Genomic DNA, 14,720 nt, shown 5'->3' with positions numbered 1-14,720 from the left:
TCATGTCCGTTACCGTTCCATCGCCGCAAAGCCGAAGTCATACGATGAAAATAAATAAAGCGCTCCTGATGCGTCTGGCGCCTCTTTTTAGCCTGGTATTGCTGGTTCTGTTTTTCAGCTTCAGCTCACCGTTCTTCTTTAATACTGAAAATATCATGACTATCGCCCTGCAAACGGCGGTGATTGGCATCATGGCCATTGGCGTGACCTTTGTGATTATTACCGCCGGGATCGACCTGTCACTCGGATCGGTGGTGGCGTTCTCAGGGGTTGCGGTGGGCATCGCCGCCGGGTTTGGTATGCCGTTGCCGGTCTGTATTCTGGCAGGCGTGCTCGCAGGCGGACTTTGCGGCTATGTGAACGCGTTTCTGGTCACCAAAATGACCATACCACCGTTTATTGCCACCCTCGGCTTAATGATGTCGGTACGCGGCATCAATATGGTGATGACCGATGGCCGCGCGATTTATTTTTCTGACTACCCGCAGTTCAAGCTGCTAGCACAGGGTCGCCTGTTCGACGTTCTGCCTTATCCGGTGTTCTACCTGGTCATCGTGGCACTGATCGCCATGTGGATCCTGAAGAAAACGGTGATGGGCCGCTATATCTACGCTGTCGGCAGCAATGAAACGGCGGCACACCTTTCCGGGATCAAAGTCCAGCGAGTGAAAATTTTCGTTTACGCCTTCTGCGGCCTGTTAACCGGCGTGGCCGGGGTGATCCTCGCCTCTCGTCTCAACTCAGGCCAGCCAACCGTGGGCGTGGGTTATGAGCTGGAAGCCATTGCGGCGGTAGTGATCGGCGGTACCAGTCTGATGGGCGGCGTGGGCACGATTGGCGGCACCATCATAGGCGCGTTCATTATGAGCGTGCTGAAAAACGGCCTCAATCTCATGGGCGTGTCCCAGTTCTGGCAGATGGTGGCGATGGGCGTGGTCGTCGTTGCCGCCGTCTACCTGGACACGTTACGTAAAAGAATGCGTTAGGTTCTCGATACAACAAGCCCTGCCAACCCTACAACGGAGCAAAATAATGAAAACCAGCCATATCCTGAGCGCCCTGTCGCTCGTTGCCATCCTGTCCAGCAGCGCGCTGGCAAAAGATTTAAACCTGCCGGTGGTCAGTAAAGGTTACCAGCACGAATTCTGGCAGACGGTCAAAATGGGAACGGAAGCTGCCGCAAAAGAGTTGGGTGACAAAACCAGCTACGTTGGCCCTGCCGATGAAACGCAAATCGCCGAACAGATCCAGTTAGTCGAAAACACCATGGCACAAAAACCAAACGGCCTGTTGCTGGCCGCACTTGATGCAAACGCCCTTGCCCCGCTGGTCGAAACCGCCAACAGCCGGGGGATCAAAGTGGTGACCTTCGACTCGGGCGTGAACTCGGATATCCCGGCCAGCTTTGTCGCCACCAATAACCGTAAGGCGGGCGCACAGGCTGCGGATGCGCTGGCAGAGCAGGTAGGCCAGAAGGGGAAAGTGGGTATTATCGCTCACGTAGCCGGGACGACGTCCGCCATTGAGCGCTCTGAAGGGTTCAGCGAGCGGATGAAAGAGAAGTACCCGAATATTCAGGTACTTCCGGTGCAATACAGCGATGGCGACCCGCAAAAAGCGATGGATAAAACCATTGATATGGTTCAGGCCAACCCGGATATCGCCGGTATTTATGCCACCAACGAAGGCTCAACCCTGGGCGTTGCGAACGCTATCGACAGCCAGAATCTGAAGGGCAAAGTAAAAGTCATCGGTTTTGACAGCACCGAAGCCATCATTAACTTCCTTAAAAACGGTGTGATTCAGGGCTTCGTGGTGCAGGACGCCTATCAGATTGGTTATCAGGGCATAAAAGCGCTGAACGCGGTGATTTCCGGACAGACGGTGGCCAAAGAAATTGATATTCCAGTGAAATATGTCAATGCGCAGAATATCAACACGCCTGAAATTGATAAACTGCTGCATCCGTTTGGTAAAAAATAAGGAAGTTCATGATGAGTGACGGCTATTTCCTCGGGGTAGATGTAGGTTCAGCCAGCGTTCGTGCAGGGCTTTACTCTGCGCAAGGCGAGCGTTTGAGCTTCGCGACCCGTCCGATTTCGCAGTTTCACGCCAGCAATGCGCGCGTGGAACAATCCTCTGTGGAAATCTGGCAGCAGGTTTGTGCGGTGGTGCGGGAAGCCGTCGACTCCTCTGGGATTTCACCTGACGCCATTCGTTCGATTGGCTTCGACGCCACGTGCTCGCTGGTCGCGCTGGATGCTGACGGTAACGGCCTGAGCGTCTCCCCGGACAGTCCGGCATCGCAGGACATCATTATGTGGATGGATCATCGTGCTCACGAAGAAACCGTTCACATCAATGCCACACGCGATCCGGCCCTGTGCTACGTGGGCGGCGAGGTGAGTATTGAAATGGAACTGCCAAAACTGCTGTGGTTGCAGCGACATCATCCTGAAACATGGAATCAGGCCTGGCGCTTTTACGACCTTGCCGATTTTCTGGTCTGGAAAGCGACGGGCCAGGACGTCGCCAGCCTGTGCACCCTCACCTGCAAATGGAACTACCTTGCGCATGAGGCGCAGTTCAGCGAATCGCTGCTCAGAGCGGTGGGGCTGGAAAACTTACTGACAAAAATTCCCGGCACTATTCTGGACGTCGCTGAATGCGTCGGGAAACTTAGCCCGCAGGCAGCGCAAGCTCTGGGTTTGTCCGAAGAAGTGGTTGTGGCAAGCGGCATGATCGATGCCCACGCGGGTGGCGTGGCGCTGACGGGCTCACACCCGGAAGGCACGCTGGCGCTCATCAGCGGAACCTCGAACTGCCATATGCTTGCCAGTCAGACGGAGATCCATACGCCCGGCGTCTGGGGACCTTACTGGAGCGCCATGCTGCCGGGCTACTGGCTGACGGAAGGCGGGCAAAGTGCTGCCGGGGCGCTGGTCGACTGGACGTTGCGCGAGCACGGAGTCAGCGCAGAGCTGTTTGCAAAAGCAGAAGCGGCGCAATGCCATCCGGTGGCATTACTCAACGACTGGGTAGCCGCGCTTGAACAGGAAGAAAAATATCCCACCCGCAACCTGCACATTCTGGCCGATCACCACGGCAACCGCTCGCCGCGTTCGCGTCCTGATGCCCGGGGCAGCGTAGTCGGTCTGACATTAGAGACCGGTGAGCGCGCGCTGGCGAGGCTCTATCTGGCCACGCTACAGGCCATTGCCTACGGCACACGACACATTATGGATACTCTGAAACATCATGGGCACACCTTGTCGCGCATTGTCATTTGTGGTGGAGCTACTCATAACCGGCTCTGGCTGCGGGAGTATGCCGATGCCACAGGCTGCGATATTCACCTTTTAGCCGAAGAAGATGCGGTCACTCTCGGCGCGGCCATTTGCGGCGCTGTGGCGAGCGGTGCATGGGCAACGCTTACCGACGCCACCCGGGAAATGGTCAAAGCCGGCGCTATCATCACCCGTCGGCCGGAAACCGCGGCCTTCCACCGGCAAAAATATGAGGCGTACCTGATGCTGTGGACCCAGCAACAGGCGCTTAATCTCCTGATGCAGCAGGAAATGTAATGGCAGGATGCGTATGCTTTATCAGCAGTTTTTACGTACGTTAAGGATTGAGGCGTAGCGATGGCCAAAACAGTTGAACAGATAGCGAAGGATCTGAATTTATCCGTCACCACCGTGCGGCTGGTACTGAGCGGGAAAGCCGAACAGTATCGGATCAGTGTGAAAACACAGTCCCGAATTAATGAACACGTCGAGCGCTTCGGCTATACCCTCAACCATTCGGCGCGCAGTCTGAAGTTAAACAAAACCGAGACGCTGGGGCTCATCGTGCCCAACATCTCAAACGTGTTCTTTGCAACGCTCGCCGAGAAACTCGAACTGCGCTGCCGCCGTTCGGGTTACCAGCTGATGATCAGCTGTACTTACAACGATGTGGATTACGAAAACAAGCTGGTAAAAGCTCTGATGGCGCGCAACGTGGACGGCTTATTTATCGTTCCCTCGACGCTGGAAAATCAGCAGCATCATTTGCGGCAGATCCAAAAGCCACTGGTGCTCCTCGACCGGGATTTTGGCTTTACTGACAACGCGCTGGTAGAGAGTCATAACGAGGCTGGGGGGGATGAACTGGCCAGCAATATGCTGGAAGAGTGCAAAACGCCGCTCTGGTTCCTTGTGGGCGATACCGCACTACCCAGCATTACGGACCGTCTGAACGGCTATTTGCAGGCCCTGAAAACAGCCGGTATTCACCATCGCGAGTGGGTCATCGAAGGGCCGGACAATACGCCGGAGGGCGGATATGCCCTGATGGATTCGCTTATCGACAGCCAGGGTGTTCCGCAGGCGTTTATCGCCTCATCGTTACCCGTCCTGGAAGGGGCAATCGAAGCCCTGCGGACGCGTACCGGTACTGTGCCCCAACACATCAATATTGGCACCTTCGATGAGCACCCCATGCTGGGGTTCCTGCCTAACAGCGTCTGGTCCATGCAGCAGGATGAAGATACCTGGGCGGAAAAAGCGTTTGAACTGATGCAGCGAGCCATCGACGGCGAAGCGGTCAACGAGACGGCGAAAGTCGATATGAAGCTGGTCAAACGTTCCCGCCAGTAAAAATAAAACTGTACCCGGAGAATAAAAAATGGAACGAGCCCGATTAGCCAGAGACATTATCGACACCTGCCTTGAGATGACCCGCATGGGATTAAATCAGGGCACCGCCGGGAATATCAGCGTTCGCTATCGCGACGGTATGCTGATTACGCCGACCGGAATTCCCTACGAGCATCTGACCGAAGAGAGTATCGTCTATGTCGATGCACAGGGGCGACACGAAGAGGATAAACTGCCCTCCAGCGAATGGCGTTTTCATCAGGTTGTGTATCAGACCCGCCCGGATGCTAACGCCGTCGTCCATAACCATGCGGTTAACTGTACCGCCGTCTCGATACTCAACCGCCCCATTCCTGCTATTCACTATATGATTGCCGCCGCCGGGGGAAACTCCATTCCCTGCGCGCCTTACGCGACCTTCGGGACGCGCGCGCTGTCAGAGCATGTCGCGGTCGCGTTACGCGATCGCAAAGCGACGCTATTACAGCACCACGGCCTGATCACCTGCGAAGAAAATCTTGAGAAGGCACTGTGGCTGGCGCAGGAGGTAGAGGTGCTGGCAAAACTCTACCTGGCCACGCTGGCGATCGTGGATCCCGTTCCGGTACTCAGTGACGATGAAATTGCCATTGTTCTTGAGAAATTTAAAAGCTACGGGTTGCGCGTCGAGGCGTAATTTTTTATCCGGGGGTGCTTTTATCACACCCTCGTAATATCTCTTAAACAAACACCTATTTACCGCACTTATCACCCCGCCTAAACTATGGCCTGCTTTTTGGTAGAGGTGGTAATGAACGATTATAAAATGACGCCAGGCGAACTGCGTGCGACCTGGGGTTTAGGGACTGTTTTCTCGCTGCGGATGCTTGGCATGTTTATGGTCCTGCCCGTTCTGACCACATATGGCATGGCGTTACAGGGTGCCAGCGAAGCGCTGATTGGTCTGGCGATCGGTATCTACGGCCTGGCGCAGGCGATATTCCAGATCCCCTTTGGCCTGCTCTCCGACCGCGTGGGTCGCAAACCGCTGATTGTCGGCGGGCTGCTGGTGTTTGTACTTGGCAGCATCATCGCCGCCCTCTCCCACTCCATCTGGGGAATTATTCTTGGCCGCGCCCTGCAAGGTTCCGGGGCGATTGCCGCCGCCGTGATGGCGCTGCTGTCAGATTTAACCCGCGAGCAAAACCGCACCAAAGCCATGGCGTTTATTGGCGTCAGCTTCGGCGTTACGTTTGCCATTGCCATGGTGCTGGGGCCGATTATTACCCATTCACTCGGCCTGCACGCCCTGTTCTGGATGATAGCCGTGCTGGCAACCATCGGGATCGCACTCACGCTGTGGGTTGTGCCGGACAGTAAAAACCATGTCCTGAACCGTGAATCCGGGATGGTCAAAGGCTGCTTCAGCAAAGTCATCGCCGAGCCGCGCCTGCTTAAGCTGAACTTCGGCATTATGTGCCTGCACATTCTGCTGATGTCCACCTTTGTCGCCCTGCCCGGTCAACTTGCCGCAGCAGGTTTCCCGGCGGCAGAGCACTGGAAAATTTATCTGGTCACAATGCTGATCTCGTTTGTCTCCGTTGTGCCCTTCATTATTTACGCCGAAGTGAAGCGCAAAATGAAACGCGTCTTCGTGGGCTGCGTGGCGTTACTGTTGATTGCCGAGATTGTGCTGTGGGGCGCCGGCCCACATTTCTGGGAGCTGATCGCAGGTGTACAGCTGTTCTTCCTGGCGTTTAATCTGATGGAAGCCCTGCTGCCGTCGCTTATCAGCAAAGAGTCTCCGGCAGGATACAAAGGCACCGCGATGGGCATTTACTCCACCAGCCAGTTTCTCGGCGTGGCGATCGGCGGGTCCCTCGGCGGCTGGGTGGACGGCCTTTTTGATTCTCAGACCGTGTTCCTCGCCGGTGCGCTGCTGGCGATGCTCTGGCTGTTTGTTGCCAGCACCATGAAAGAGCCGCGCTATGTGAGTAGCCTGCGGGTAGAAATTCCCGATGACGTGGCAATCGGTGACGCGTTACAACAGCGTCTGGAAGCGACAGAGGGCGTGAGCGAAGTGCTGATTGTCCCGGAAGAGCGCAGTGCGTATGTCAAAATTGACAGCAAAGTGACTAACCGCTTTGAGGTAGAGCAGGCGCTGAAGGCGTGAAAAAATGCCCGGTTTAGCCGGGCATAATTGTCTTAATCGCGGAAGTTTTTAAACTGGAATGGCTGACCGAGATCGCCGCCACGCACCAGCGCCATCACGGATTGCAGGTCATCACGGGATTTTCCGGTCACGCGGATCTCTTCCCCCTGGATCTGCGCCTGCACTTTCAGCTTACTGTCTTTGATAAGCTTAACGATTTTTTTCTGTACCGCGCTTTCAATCCCCTGCTTCAGCTTCGCTTCCACAAACCAGGTTTTGCCGCTGTGAACAAAATCTTCCGGTACATCAAGTGAGGTCCCTTCAATGCCGCGCTTGAGCAGCTTGGCGCGCAGGATATCCAGCAGTTGGTTGACCTGGAAATCAGACTCACTCAGGACTTTGATTGTCTTGTTCGCGTCGTTCAGTTCAATGGTCGCCTCAACGCCACGAAAATCGAAACGTGACTCCACTTCACGAATAGCATTATCTACGCCGTTACGCGCTTCCTGCAGATCAACTTCAGAAACAATATCGAAAGATGGCATCTTTTCTTCTCCCTTCATTTTTGTTGCGTTGCATAATACCTGCAACGAGGCATAACGAGAAGCTTAGCTGATGGCGCTATACTTAGCGTCTTAGCACCTGGCGCAGTTGCAGGTGAGGAGGAACAATGAAAGTAACAGTGCTTGGATGCGGCGCCCTTGGTCAACTCTGGCTCAGCGCGCTATGCAAACAGGGACACGACGTTCAGGGCTGGCTGCGAATTCCCCAACCCTATTGCAGTGTGAATGTGATGGGTACAGACGGTTCAATTTTTAACGAGTCTTTGACGGCAAACGATCCGGAATTTCTCGCGAGCAGCGATCTGCTGCTGGTCACGCTGAAGGCCTGGCAGGTCTCCGATGCGGTGAAAAGCCTGGCCGCCCAATTACCTGAAAGCACGCCAGTCCTGCTGATTCACAACGGTATGGGTACCATTGAAGAGCTAAAGTCTGTCCGGCAACCGCTGCTGATGGGAACAACCACCCACGCGGCACGCCGCGACGGTAACGTCATTATTCATGTTGCCAGTGGCATCACCCATATCGGCCCGGCGCGTGAACAGCCCGGCGATTACAGCTATCTTGCGGATACCCTGCAAAGCACGCTGCCTGACGTCGCCTGGCACAATAACATTCGCGCAGAACTGTGGCGCAAACTGGCGGTCAACTGCGCGATCAATCCGCTGACTGCCCTGCTGGATTGCCCTAACGGTGATCTGCGCCAGCATCCCGATCGGTTAGCGCTGATTTGCCGGGAAGTTGCCGCCGTCATTGAACGCGAAGGCTACCACACCTCAGAAACCGATTTACGTTATTATGTCGACCAGGTCATTGAGAGTACGGCAGAAAATATCTCCTCAATGCTGCAGGATATCCGGGCTATGCGGCATACCGAAATTGATTACATTACCGGTTATCTGTTAAAACGCGCCCGGGCACACGGCATTACCGTTGCGGAAAACAGCCGTCTGTTTGAGTTAGTTAAACGAAAGGAGAGTGAGTATGAGCGCATCGGCACTGGTATGCCTCGCCCCTGGTAGCGAAGAGACAGAAGCGGTCACCACCATTGATTTGATGGTACGTGGTGGTATTAAGGTTACCACCGCCAGCGTCGCCAGCGACGGAAGTCTGGCGATTACCTGCTCGCGTGGGGTCAAGATCCTGGCAGATGCACCGCTTGTACAGGTGGCGGACGGTGATTACGACATTATCGTGCTGCCGGGCGGTCTGAAGGGCGCGGAGTGTTTCCGCGACAGCCCGCTGCTGGTTGAAACCGTTCGTCAGTTTCATCTTTCCGGGCGTATCGTCGCGGCAATCTGTGCGGCCGCAGGTACGGTACTGGTTCCGCACGACATTTTCCCCATCGGCAATATGACCGGCTTCCCAGGCCTGAAGGATACGATTCCGGAAGACCAGTGGGTGGATAAACGCGTGGTCTGGGATCCGCGCGTTAACCTGCTCACCAGCCAGGGGCCGGGCACCGCCATTGATTTTGGCCTGAAGATTATTGACCTGCTGGTCGGGCGTGAGAAAGCGTACGAAGTGGCGTCATCGCTGGTGATGGCGGCAGGGATTTATAACTACTACGAGTAAAAAAAGCCGGGTGGCGGCTACGCCTTACCCGGCCTACAAGTGTACGGTACCGTAGGCCCGGTAAGCGAAGCGCCACCGGGCAATAGGCTACGGGCGATACACCTTCACGTTCGCGAAGCCCTGCTCGCGCAGGTACAGCGCCTGTAAACGGCTCATGACCCCACGTTCGCACCACAGCAGATACGTTTTGCTCTGGTCGAGATCGCCAAACTGGGTGCTCAGCTTGTAGAACGGCAGCGAAACCACCTCCACGCCTTCCACCTGCAACGGCTTGTCATCCTGCTCATCAACAGAACGTATATCCAGAATCGTATCGTTAGCACCGAAGCCGCTGACCGTCTCCACCTCAACCACGTCCTGCTCGGTCTGCTGGGCGATCTCACGGATATCGATGTTGGACGCTTCCGCCACCACTTTTTCCAGGATGCTGAAATCGAAGTTCTCTTCTTCCGCTTCGATCTTCGCCTTCACCGCTTTAATGGTTGGACTTTTTGAGATCACGCCGCAATATTCCGGCATGGTGCGGGCAAAATCTTCAGTACCGATTTTACGCGCCAGATCGATGATGTGCTCTTTATCGTGAGAGATCAGCGGACGCAGGATCAGCGTATCAGACACGTTGTCGATAAGACGCAGGTTGGTCAGCGTCTGGCTGGAGACCTGCCCCAGTGCTTCACCGGTGACCAGCGCCTGCACGCCGTAGCGCTCAGCCACTTTGGACGCCGCACGCACCATCATACGTTTCAGGACCACGCCCATCTGGCCGTCATCCACTTTCTCAAGAATTTCGCCGACCACCGGCTCAAAGTTGATCGCCACGAAACGCACGCGGTGAGAGCTGCCGAAGCGGTTCCACAGGTAATGCGCCACCTGACGTACGCCGATTTCGTGCGCCGCGCCGCCCAGATTAAAGAAGCAGTAGTGCACGCGGCAGCCGCGACGCATCAGCATATAGCTGGAAACGCCGGAGTCGAACCCGCCGGAGATCAGCGACAGCACATCTTCTTGCGTGCCGATCGGGAAGCCGCCAATACCTTCATAACGGCCCTTAACCAGCAGCAGGCGATCGTTTTCGATCTCAAGATTAACGGTAACGTCCGGATTAGTCAGGCGCACGCGCGCCGTCTCAACGTGCTGGTTCAGACCGCCGCCGACATAGCGCTCAACGTCAATGGAGCTAAACTCATGCTTACCACGGCGCTTCACGCGTACGCAGAACGTTTTCCCTTCGATCTGATCGCGGTACTGTACCAGCGCCTTTTCGAAGATATCGTGCATATCGGTGAAGGGAACGTCTTCCACTTCCAGAATATGGTGAATACCCGGGATACGGGTCAGCGCGTCGCGAATATCAAGACGTTTGTTTTCGTCTTTCGCGCGGACTTCAACGTGGTCCCAGTGACGCACCACGGCGAGCGTTTCGTCGTAGTGTTTTAATACGTTACGAATGTTCCCGGTGAGAATTTTAATAAAGCGCAAACGCACGGATTGGCTTTTGATGGTGATTTCAGGGAACAATTTAATGATAAACTTCATGGCGGCAATGTTTCTTAGGCAAGCTTATAAAGGCTTGTAGTGGAAAATGATACAGCAGCCCACACCCGTGGCTGCATCCAGGCGCGCAAGTATACCACCATCGCGCCACTCGCGTTATTTGATAATTGCCCCGAGTCCGTTACCATGTCAGGGCGAAAAATTTAAGAGTCAATTCACTATGCCGAAGAAAAACGACGCACCGGCCAGTTTCGAAACTGCGCTGAGTGAACTGGAGCAGATCGTTACCCGTCTTGAGAGCGGCGATCTCCCGCTGGAAGACGCGCTCAACGAATTTGAACGCGGCGTGCAGCTCGCGCGCCAGGGGCAGGTAAAACTCCAGCAGGCCGAGCAGCGTGTGCAGATCCTGCTTTCCGACAGCGAAGACGCTAAAACCACGCCATTCACACCGGACGCCGAGTAAATGGATTTTTCCAACGCGCTTCAGGCGCGCGTCATCCGCGCCAACGACGCGCTGCGCCGTTTCATTGAGCCGCAGCCTTTTCAGAACACTCCTCTGGTTGAAGCCATGCACTATGGCGCACTCTTGGGGGGTAAACGCCTGCGTCCGTTCCTGGTGTATGCCACGGGCAACATGTTCGGTATCAGCGATAACACGCTGGACGCCCCGGCAGCCGCCGTGGAGTGTATCCACGCCTATTCGCTGATCCACGATGATTTGCCGGCCATGGACGATGACGATCTGCGTCGCGGTCAGCCGACCTGCCACATTAAGTTCGGCGAAGCGAATGCCATTCTGGCGGGTGATGCGCTGCAAACCCTGGCGTTCTCCATTCTGAGCGATGCGCCGATGGTTGAAGTGAGCGATCGCGATCGTCTGGCAATGGTGTCCGAACTGGCAATGGCCAGCGGCGTCGCCGGGATGTGCGGCGGCCAGGCGCTGGATTTAGAGGCTGAAGGTCGTCAGGTAACTCTGGAACAGCTGGAGCGCATCCACCGTCACAAAACGGGCGCCCTGATTCGGGCAGCCGTTCGTCTGGGCGCGCTGAGCGCGGGTGAACGCGGGCGTAAAGCCCTGCCGATTCTGGACAGATACGCAGAAAGTATCGGTCTGGCATTCCAGGTTCAGGATGACATTCTGGATGTGGTGGGCGATACTGCAACATTGGGAAAACGTCAGGGTGCGGATCAGCAGCTTGGCAAAAGTACCTACCCCGCCCTGTTGGGCCTTGAGCATGCCCAACGTAAAGCCCGGGATCTGATAGACGATGCCCGCCGGTCACTGAATGAGCTGGCCGCGCAATCGCTGGATACCTCGGCACTGGAAGCGCTAGCGGACTACATAATCCAGCGTAATAAATAAACTATATATCTCGATGAGCCTTTGATGAGTTTTGATATTGCCAAATACCCGACACTGGCGTTAGTTGACTCCACTCAGGAGTTACGTCTGTTGCCGAAAGAGAGTCTGCCGAAGCTGTGTGACGAGCTGCGTCGCTACCTGCTCGACAGCGTTAGCCGCTCCAGCGGCCACTTCGCCTCCGGACTTGGCACGGTTGAGCTGACCGTGGCGTTGCATTACGTCTATAACACGCCGTTCGATCAGCTGATCTGGGATGTTGGCCACCAGGCCTATCCGCACAAAATTCTGACCGGACGTCGCGATAAGATTGGCACCATTCGCCAGAAAGGCGGCCTGCATCCGTTCCCGTGGCGCGGCGAGAGCGAGTTTGACGTGTTAAGCGTCGGCCACTCTTCCACCTCCATTTCCGCAGGCATCGGGATTGCCGTTGCCGCCGAAAAAGAGAATAAGCAACGCCGTACCGTCTGCGTGATTGGTGACGGGGCGATCACCGCCGGGATGGCTTTTGAGGCCATGAACCACGCGGGCGATATCAAACCGGACATGCTGGTGATCCTCAACGATAACGAAATGTCGATCTCCGAGAACGTCGGCGCGCTGAATAACCATCTGGCGCAGCTGCTGTCCGGTAAGCTTTACTCCTCACTGCGCGAAGGCGGGAAAAAAGTCTTCTCCGGCGTACCGCCGATCAAAGAGCTGCTTAAGCGTACCGAAGAACATATCAAAGGCATGGTCGTGCCGGGTACGCTGTTCGAAGAGCTGGGCTTTAACTATATTGGCCCGGTGGATGGCCACGATGTGCTGGGCCTGGTGACGACGCTTAAAAATATGCGCGACCTGAAAGGCCCGCAGTTCCTGCACATCATGACCAAAAAAGGGCGTGGTTACGAACCGGCGGAAAAAGATCCGATCACCTTCCACGCGGTGCCCAAGTTCGACCATACCAGCGGTTGTCTGCCGAAAAGCAGCGGCGGAATGCCGAGCTACTCAAAAATCTTTGGCGACTGGCTGTGCGAAACGGCGGCGAAAGACAACACGCTGATGGCGGTGACGCCTGCCATGCGTGAAGGCTCCGGCATGGTCGAGTTTTCCAAAAAATACCCGGACCAGTATTTCGACGTCGCCATTGCCGAGCAGCACGCGGTAACCTTCGCAGCGGGCCTGGCGATTGGCGGCTACAAGCCGGTGGTAGCGATTTACTCTACCTTCCTGCAACGCGCCTACGATCAGGTGATCCATGACGTTGCCATCCAGAAGCTGCCGGTGCTGTTTGCTATCGACCGTGCGGGCATCGTGGGGGCTGACGGCCAGACGCACCAGGGCGCATTTGACCTCTCCTTCCTGCGCTGCATCCCGGACATGGTGATCATGACGCCAAGCGACGAAAACGAGTGTCGTCAGATGCTGTATACCGGTTACCACTATCAGGACGGTCCCTGTGCGGTACGTTATCCACGCGGCAATGCCCTTGGCGTTGAATTACGGCCGCTGGAAAAACTGGATATCGGTAAAGGTCTGGTGAAACGTCGCGGTGAAAAAGTGGCGATCCTGAACTTTGGTACGCTGATGCCGGAAGCGGCAAAAGTCGCTGAAACCCTGAATGCGACGCTCGTCGATATGCGATTTGTGAAGCCGCTCGATGAATCTCTGATTCTGAGCATGGCGGAAAGCCATGAGGTGCTGGTCACGCTGGAAGAGAACGCCATCATGGGTGGCGCGGGTAGCGGCGTGAACGAAGTGCTGATGGCGAACCGTAAAGTCGTTCCGGTGCTTAATCTCGGCCTGCCGGACCACTTCATCCCGCAAGGCACTCAGGACGAGGCGCGCGCCGACATTGGCCTGGACGCCGTCGGTATCGAAGCTAAAATCCGCACCTGGCTGGCCTGATCCCTCCCCTTTTCTGCTCCTGCTATGCTTAAACGTATTGTTTAAACAGCAGGAGCGGAACCATGCAATACACGACATTAGGAAAAACAGACCTCAAGGTGTCCCGGCTTTGCCTGGGCTGCATGACGTTTGGCGAGCCTGACCGGGGAAATCACGCCTGGACGCTGCCTGAAGAGAGCAGCCGCCCTATCATTAAGCGCGCCATTGACGGCGGCATCAACTTCTTCGATACCGCCAACAGCTACTCCGACGGCAGCAGCGAAGAGATTGTGGGCCGCGCCCTGCGAGATTTTGCCCGTCGGGATGAGATTGTGGTCGCCACCAAAGTGTATTACCCGTCAGGCGATCTGGCGGAAGGCCTTTCTCGCGCACAGATCCTGCGCTCCATTGATGACAGCCTCAGACGCCTGAATATGGATTACGTCGACCTGCTGCAAATTCACCGCTGGGATTACAACACGCCGATCGAAGAGACGCTTGAAGCGTTGAACGACGTCGTGAAAGCCGGTAAAGCGCGCTACATCGGCGCATCGTCCATGCATGCCTCACAGTTTGCTCAGGCGCTCGATCTCCAGGCGCAGCATGGCTGGGCGCGTTTTGTCACTATGCAGGATCACTACAACCTGATCTACCGGGAAGAAGAACGCGAGATGCTGCCGCTCTGCTACCAGGAAGGCGTGGCGGTGATCCCGTGGAGCCCGCTGGCGCGCGGAAGGTTAACCCGTCCGTGGGGTGAAACTACCGCCCGGCTGGTATCGGATGAAGTAGGTAAAAATCTGTATGACGATACAGAAGCCAGCGATGCGTTGATTGCCGAACGATTAGCCGGGATCGCCGACGATATCGGTGCAACGCGCGCACAGGTTGCGCTGGCGTGGCTGCTGAGCAAGCGCGGTGTCGCCGCGCCGATTGTGGGCACATCGCGGGAAGAACAGCTGGACGAGTTGTTGAGTGCGGTGGACTTATCGTTGACGCCGGAGCAGATTGCCGAGCTGGAGACGCCGTATCAGCAACATCCGGTGGTAGGGTTTAAATAAACAATTCAGGGAACAAAATCCGTAGGCCGGGTA

General features: G+C 55.9%; 14 protein-coding genes. 12 read left to right on the top strand and 2 right to left on the bottom strand.

Going from position 1 to position 14,720, the window contains the following annotated elements; translation table 11 throughout:
• Positions 1-2: 2 nt before the first annotated feature.
• The 6 genes from L2Y28_RS04800 to L2Y28_RS04775 all read left to right on the top strand — a co-directional run bounded on the left by L2Y28_RS04800 (position 3) and on the right by L2Y28_RS04775 (position 6,792).
• Positions 3-986, top strand: coding sequence for an ABC transporter permease (locus tag L2Y28_RS04800; protein WP_058655696.1), 984 nt, complete (start codon positions 3-5; stop codon positions 984-986).
• Positions 987-1,032: 46 nt separating this feature from the next.
• The gene (locus tag L2Y28_RS04795; protein WP_000858088.1) at positions 1,033-1,983 is read left to right on the top strand and encodes an ABC transporter substrate-binding protein; all 951 of its coding nucleotides are present in this window, start codon (positions 1,033-1,035) and stop codon (positions 1,981-1,983) included.
• Positions 1,984-1,994: 11 nt separating this feature from the next.
• The gene (locus L2Y28_RS04790) at positions 1,995-3,584 is read left to right on the top strand and encodes an FGGY-family carbohydrate kinase (RefSeq protein ID WP_032621616.1); all 1,590 of its coding nucleotides are present in this window, start codon (positions 1,995-1,997) and stop codon (positions 3,582-3,584) included.
• A 60-nt stretch (positions 3,585-3,644) separates the two neighbouring features.
• On the top strand, positions 3,645-4,640 hold the full coding sequence (locus L2Y28_RS04785) for a LacI family DNA-binding transcriptional regulator (RefSeq protein ID WP_022647235.1): 996 nt from the start codon (positions 3,645-3,647) through the stop codon (positions 4,638-4,640).
• Between the two features lie 28 nt (positions 4,641-4,668).
• Entirely contained in the window at positions 4,669-5,316 is a 648-nt protein-coding gene (gene fucA / locus L2Y28_RS04780) for an L-fuculose-phosphate aldolase (protein ID WP_017383181.1), read from the top strand.
• A gap of 114 nt (positions 5,317-5,430) precedes the next feature.
• Entirely contained in the window at positions 5,431-6,792 is a 1,362-nt protein-coding gene (locus L2Y28_RS04775) for an MFS transporter (RefSeq protein ID WP_022647234.1), read from the top strand.
• A gap of 32 nt (positions 6,793-6,824) precedes the next feature.
• Here the strand turns inward: L2Y28_RS04775 and L2Y28_RS04770 are convergent, their stop codons facing one another.
• The gene (locus tag L2Y28_RS04770) at positions 6,825-7,316 is read right to left on the bottom strand and encodes a YajQ family cyclic di-GMP-binding protein (RefSeq protein ID WP_022647233.1); all 492 of its coding nucleotides are present in this window, start codon (positions 7,314-7,316) and stop codon (positions 6,825-6,827) included.
• A 125-nt stretch (positions 7,317-7,441) separates the two neighbouring features.
• Here L2Y28_RS04770 and panE point away from each other — a divergent pair, with 125 nt between their 5' ends.
• Both panE and yajL read left to right on the top strand, forming a co-directional pair.
• A complete protein-coding gene (gene panE / locus L2Y28_RS04765; RefSeq protein ID WP_022647232.1) occupies positions 7,442-8,353 on the top strand; it encodes a 2-dehydropantoate 2-reductase in 912 nt (303 codons plus the stop codon).
• Positions 8,316-8,906: a protein deglycase YajL gene (gene yajL, locus L2Y28_RS04760; RefSeq protein ID WP_022647231.1), complete on the top strand. Its 591-nt coding sequence runs from the start codon at positions 8,316-8,318 to the stop codon at positions 8,904-8,906. Before panE ends, yajL begins: the two co-directional genes overlap by 38 nt.
• 87 nt (positions 8,907-8,993) lie before the next feature.
• Here the strand turns inward: yajL and thiI are convergent, their stop codons facing one another.
• A complete protein-coding gene (gene thiI / locus L2Y28_RS04755; RefSeq protein WP_022647230.1) occupies positions 8,994-10,442 on the bottom strand; it encodes a tRNA uracil 4-sulfurtransferase ThiI in 1,449 nt (482 codons plus the stop codon).
• A 178-nt stretch (positions 10,443-10,620) separates the two neighbouring features.
• On the opposite strand from thiI, the gene xseB reads away from it, so the two are divergent.
• The 4 genes from xseB to L2Y28_RS04735 all read left to right on the top strand — a co-directional run bounded on the left by xseB (position 10,621) and on the right by L2Y28_RS04735 (position 14,687).
• Positions 10,621-10,863, top strand: coding sequence for an exodeoxyribonuclease VII small subunit (xseB, locus tag L2Y28_RS04750; protein ID WP_003859094.1), 243 nt, complete (start codon positions 10,621-10,623; stop codon positions 10,861-10,863).
• Positions 10,864-11,763 (top strand): (2E,6E)-farnesyl diphosphate synthase, encoded by a 900-nt coding sequence (gene ispA / locus L2Y28_RS04745; RefSeq protein WP_022647229.1) that lies wholly within the window; start codon positions 10,864-10,866, stop codon positions 11,761-11,763.
• Positions 11,764-11,787: 24 nt separating this feature from the next.
• Positions 11,788-13,650, top strand: a complete 1,863-nt coding sequence (dxs, locus tag L2Y28_RS04740) for a 1-deoxy-D-xylulose-5-phosphate synthase (protein ID WP_022647228.1) — start codon at positions 11,788-11,790, stop codon at positions 13,648-13,650.
• Positions 13,651-13,712: 62 nt separating this feature from the next.
• Positions 13,713-14,687 carry an aldo/keto reductase gene (locus L2Y28_RS04735; RefSeq protein ID WP_022647227.1) on the top strand — a complete coding sequence of 325 codons (975 nt, stop codon included), beginning with the start codon at positions 13,713-13,715 and terminating at the stop codon, positions 14,685-14,687.
• Positions 14,688-14,720 lie beyond the last annotated feature (33 nt).

This window comes from Enterobacter sp. JH25 (assembly GCF_021725435.1).
GTDB lineage: Bacteria > Pseudomonadota > Gammaproteobacteria > Enterobacterales > Enterobacteriaceae > Enterobacter > Enterobacter intestinihominis.
The sequence above is the reverse complement of the archived record's forward strand: the minus strand, read 5'-3'. Positions and strand labels throughout refer to the sequence as shown.

Bases quoted from the DNA above. Each gene is read 5' to 3' on its own strand.
- L2Y28_RS04800 (WP_058655696.1), top strand. From the start codon at position 3: ATGTCCGTTACCGTTCCATCGCCGCAAAGCCGAAGTCATACGATGAAA.
- L2Y28_RS04795 (WP_000858088.1), top strand. From the start codon at position 1,033: ATGAAAACCAGCCATATCCTGAGCGCCCTGTCGCTCGTTGCCATCCTG.
- L2Y28_RS04790 (WP_032621616.1), top strand. From the start codon at position 1,995: ATGAGTGACGGCTATTTCCTCGGGGTAGATGTAGGTTCAGCCAGCGTT.
- L2Y28_RS04785 (WP_022647235.1), top strand. From the start codon at position 3,645: ATGGCCAAAACAGTTGAACAGATAGCGAAGGATCTGAATTTATCCGTC.
- fucA (WP_017383181.1), top strand. From the start codon at position 4,669: ATGGAACGAGCCCGATTAGCCAGAGACATTATCGACACCTGCCTTGAG.
- L2Y28_RS04775 (WP_022647234.1), top strand. From the start codon at position 5,431: ATGAACGATTATAAAATGACGCCAGGCGAACTGCGTGCGACCTGGGGT.
- L2Y28_RS04770 (WP_022647233.1), bottom strand. From the start codon at position 7,316: ATGCCATCTTTCGATATTGTTTCTGAAGTTGATCTGCAGGAAGCGCGT.
- panE (WP_022647232.1), top strand. From the start codon at position 7,442: ATGAAAGTAACAGTGCTTGGATGCGGCGCCCTTGGTCAACTCTGGCTC.
- yajL (WP_022647231.1), top strand. From the start codon at position 8,316: ATGAGCGCATCGGCACTGGTATGCCTCGCCCCTGGTAGCGAAGAGACA.
- thiI (WP_022647230.1), bottom strand. From the start codon at position 10,442: ATGAAGTTTATCATTAAATTGTTCCCTGAAATCACCATCAAAAGCCAA.
- xseB (WP_003859094.1), top strand. From the start codon at position 10,621: ATGCCGAAGAAAAACGACGCACCGGCCAGTTTCGAAACTGCGCTGAGT.
- ispA (WP_022647229.1), top strand. From the start codon at position 10,864: ATGGATTTTTCCAACGCGCTTCAGGCGCGCGTCATCCGCGCCAACGAC.
- dxs (WP_022647228.1), top strand. From the start codon at position 11,788: ATGAGTTTTGATATTGCCAAATACCCGACACTGGCGTTAGTTGACTCC.
- L2Y28_RS04735 (WP_022647227.1), top strand. From the start codon at position 13,713: ATGCAATACACGACATTAGGAAAAACAGACCTCAAGGTGTCCCGGCTT.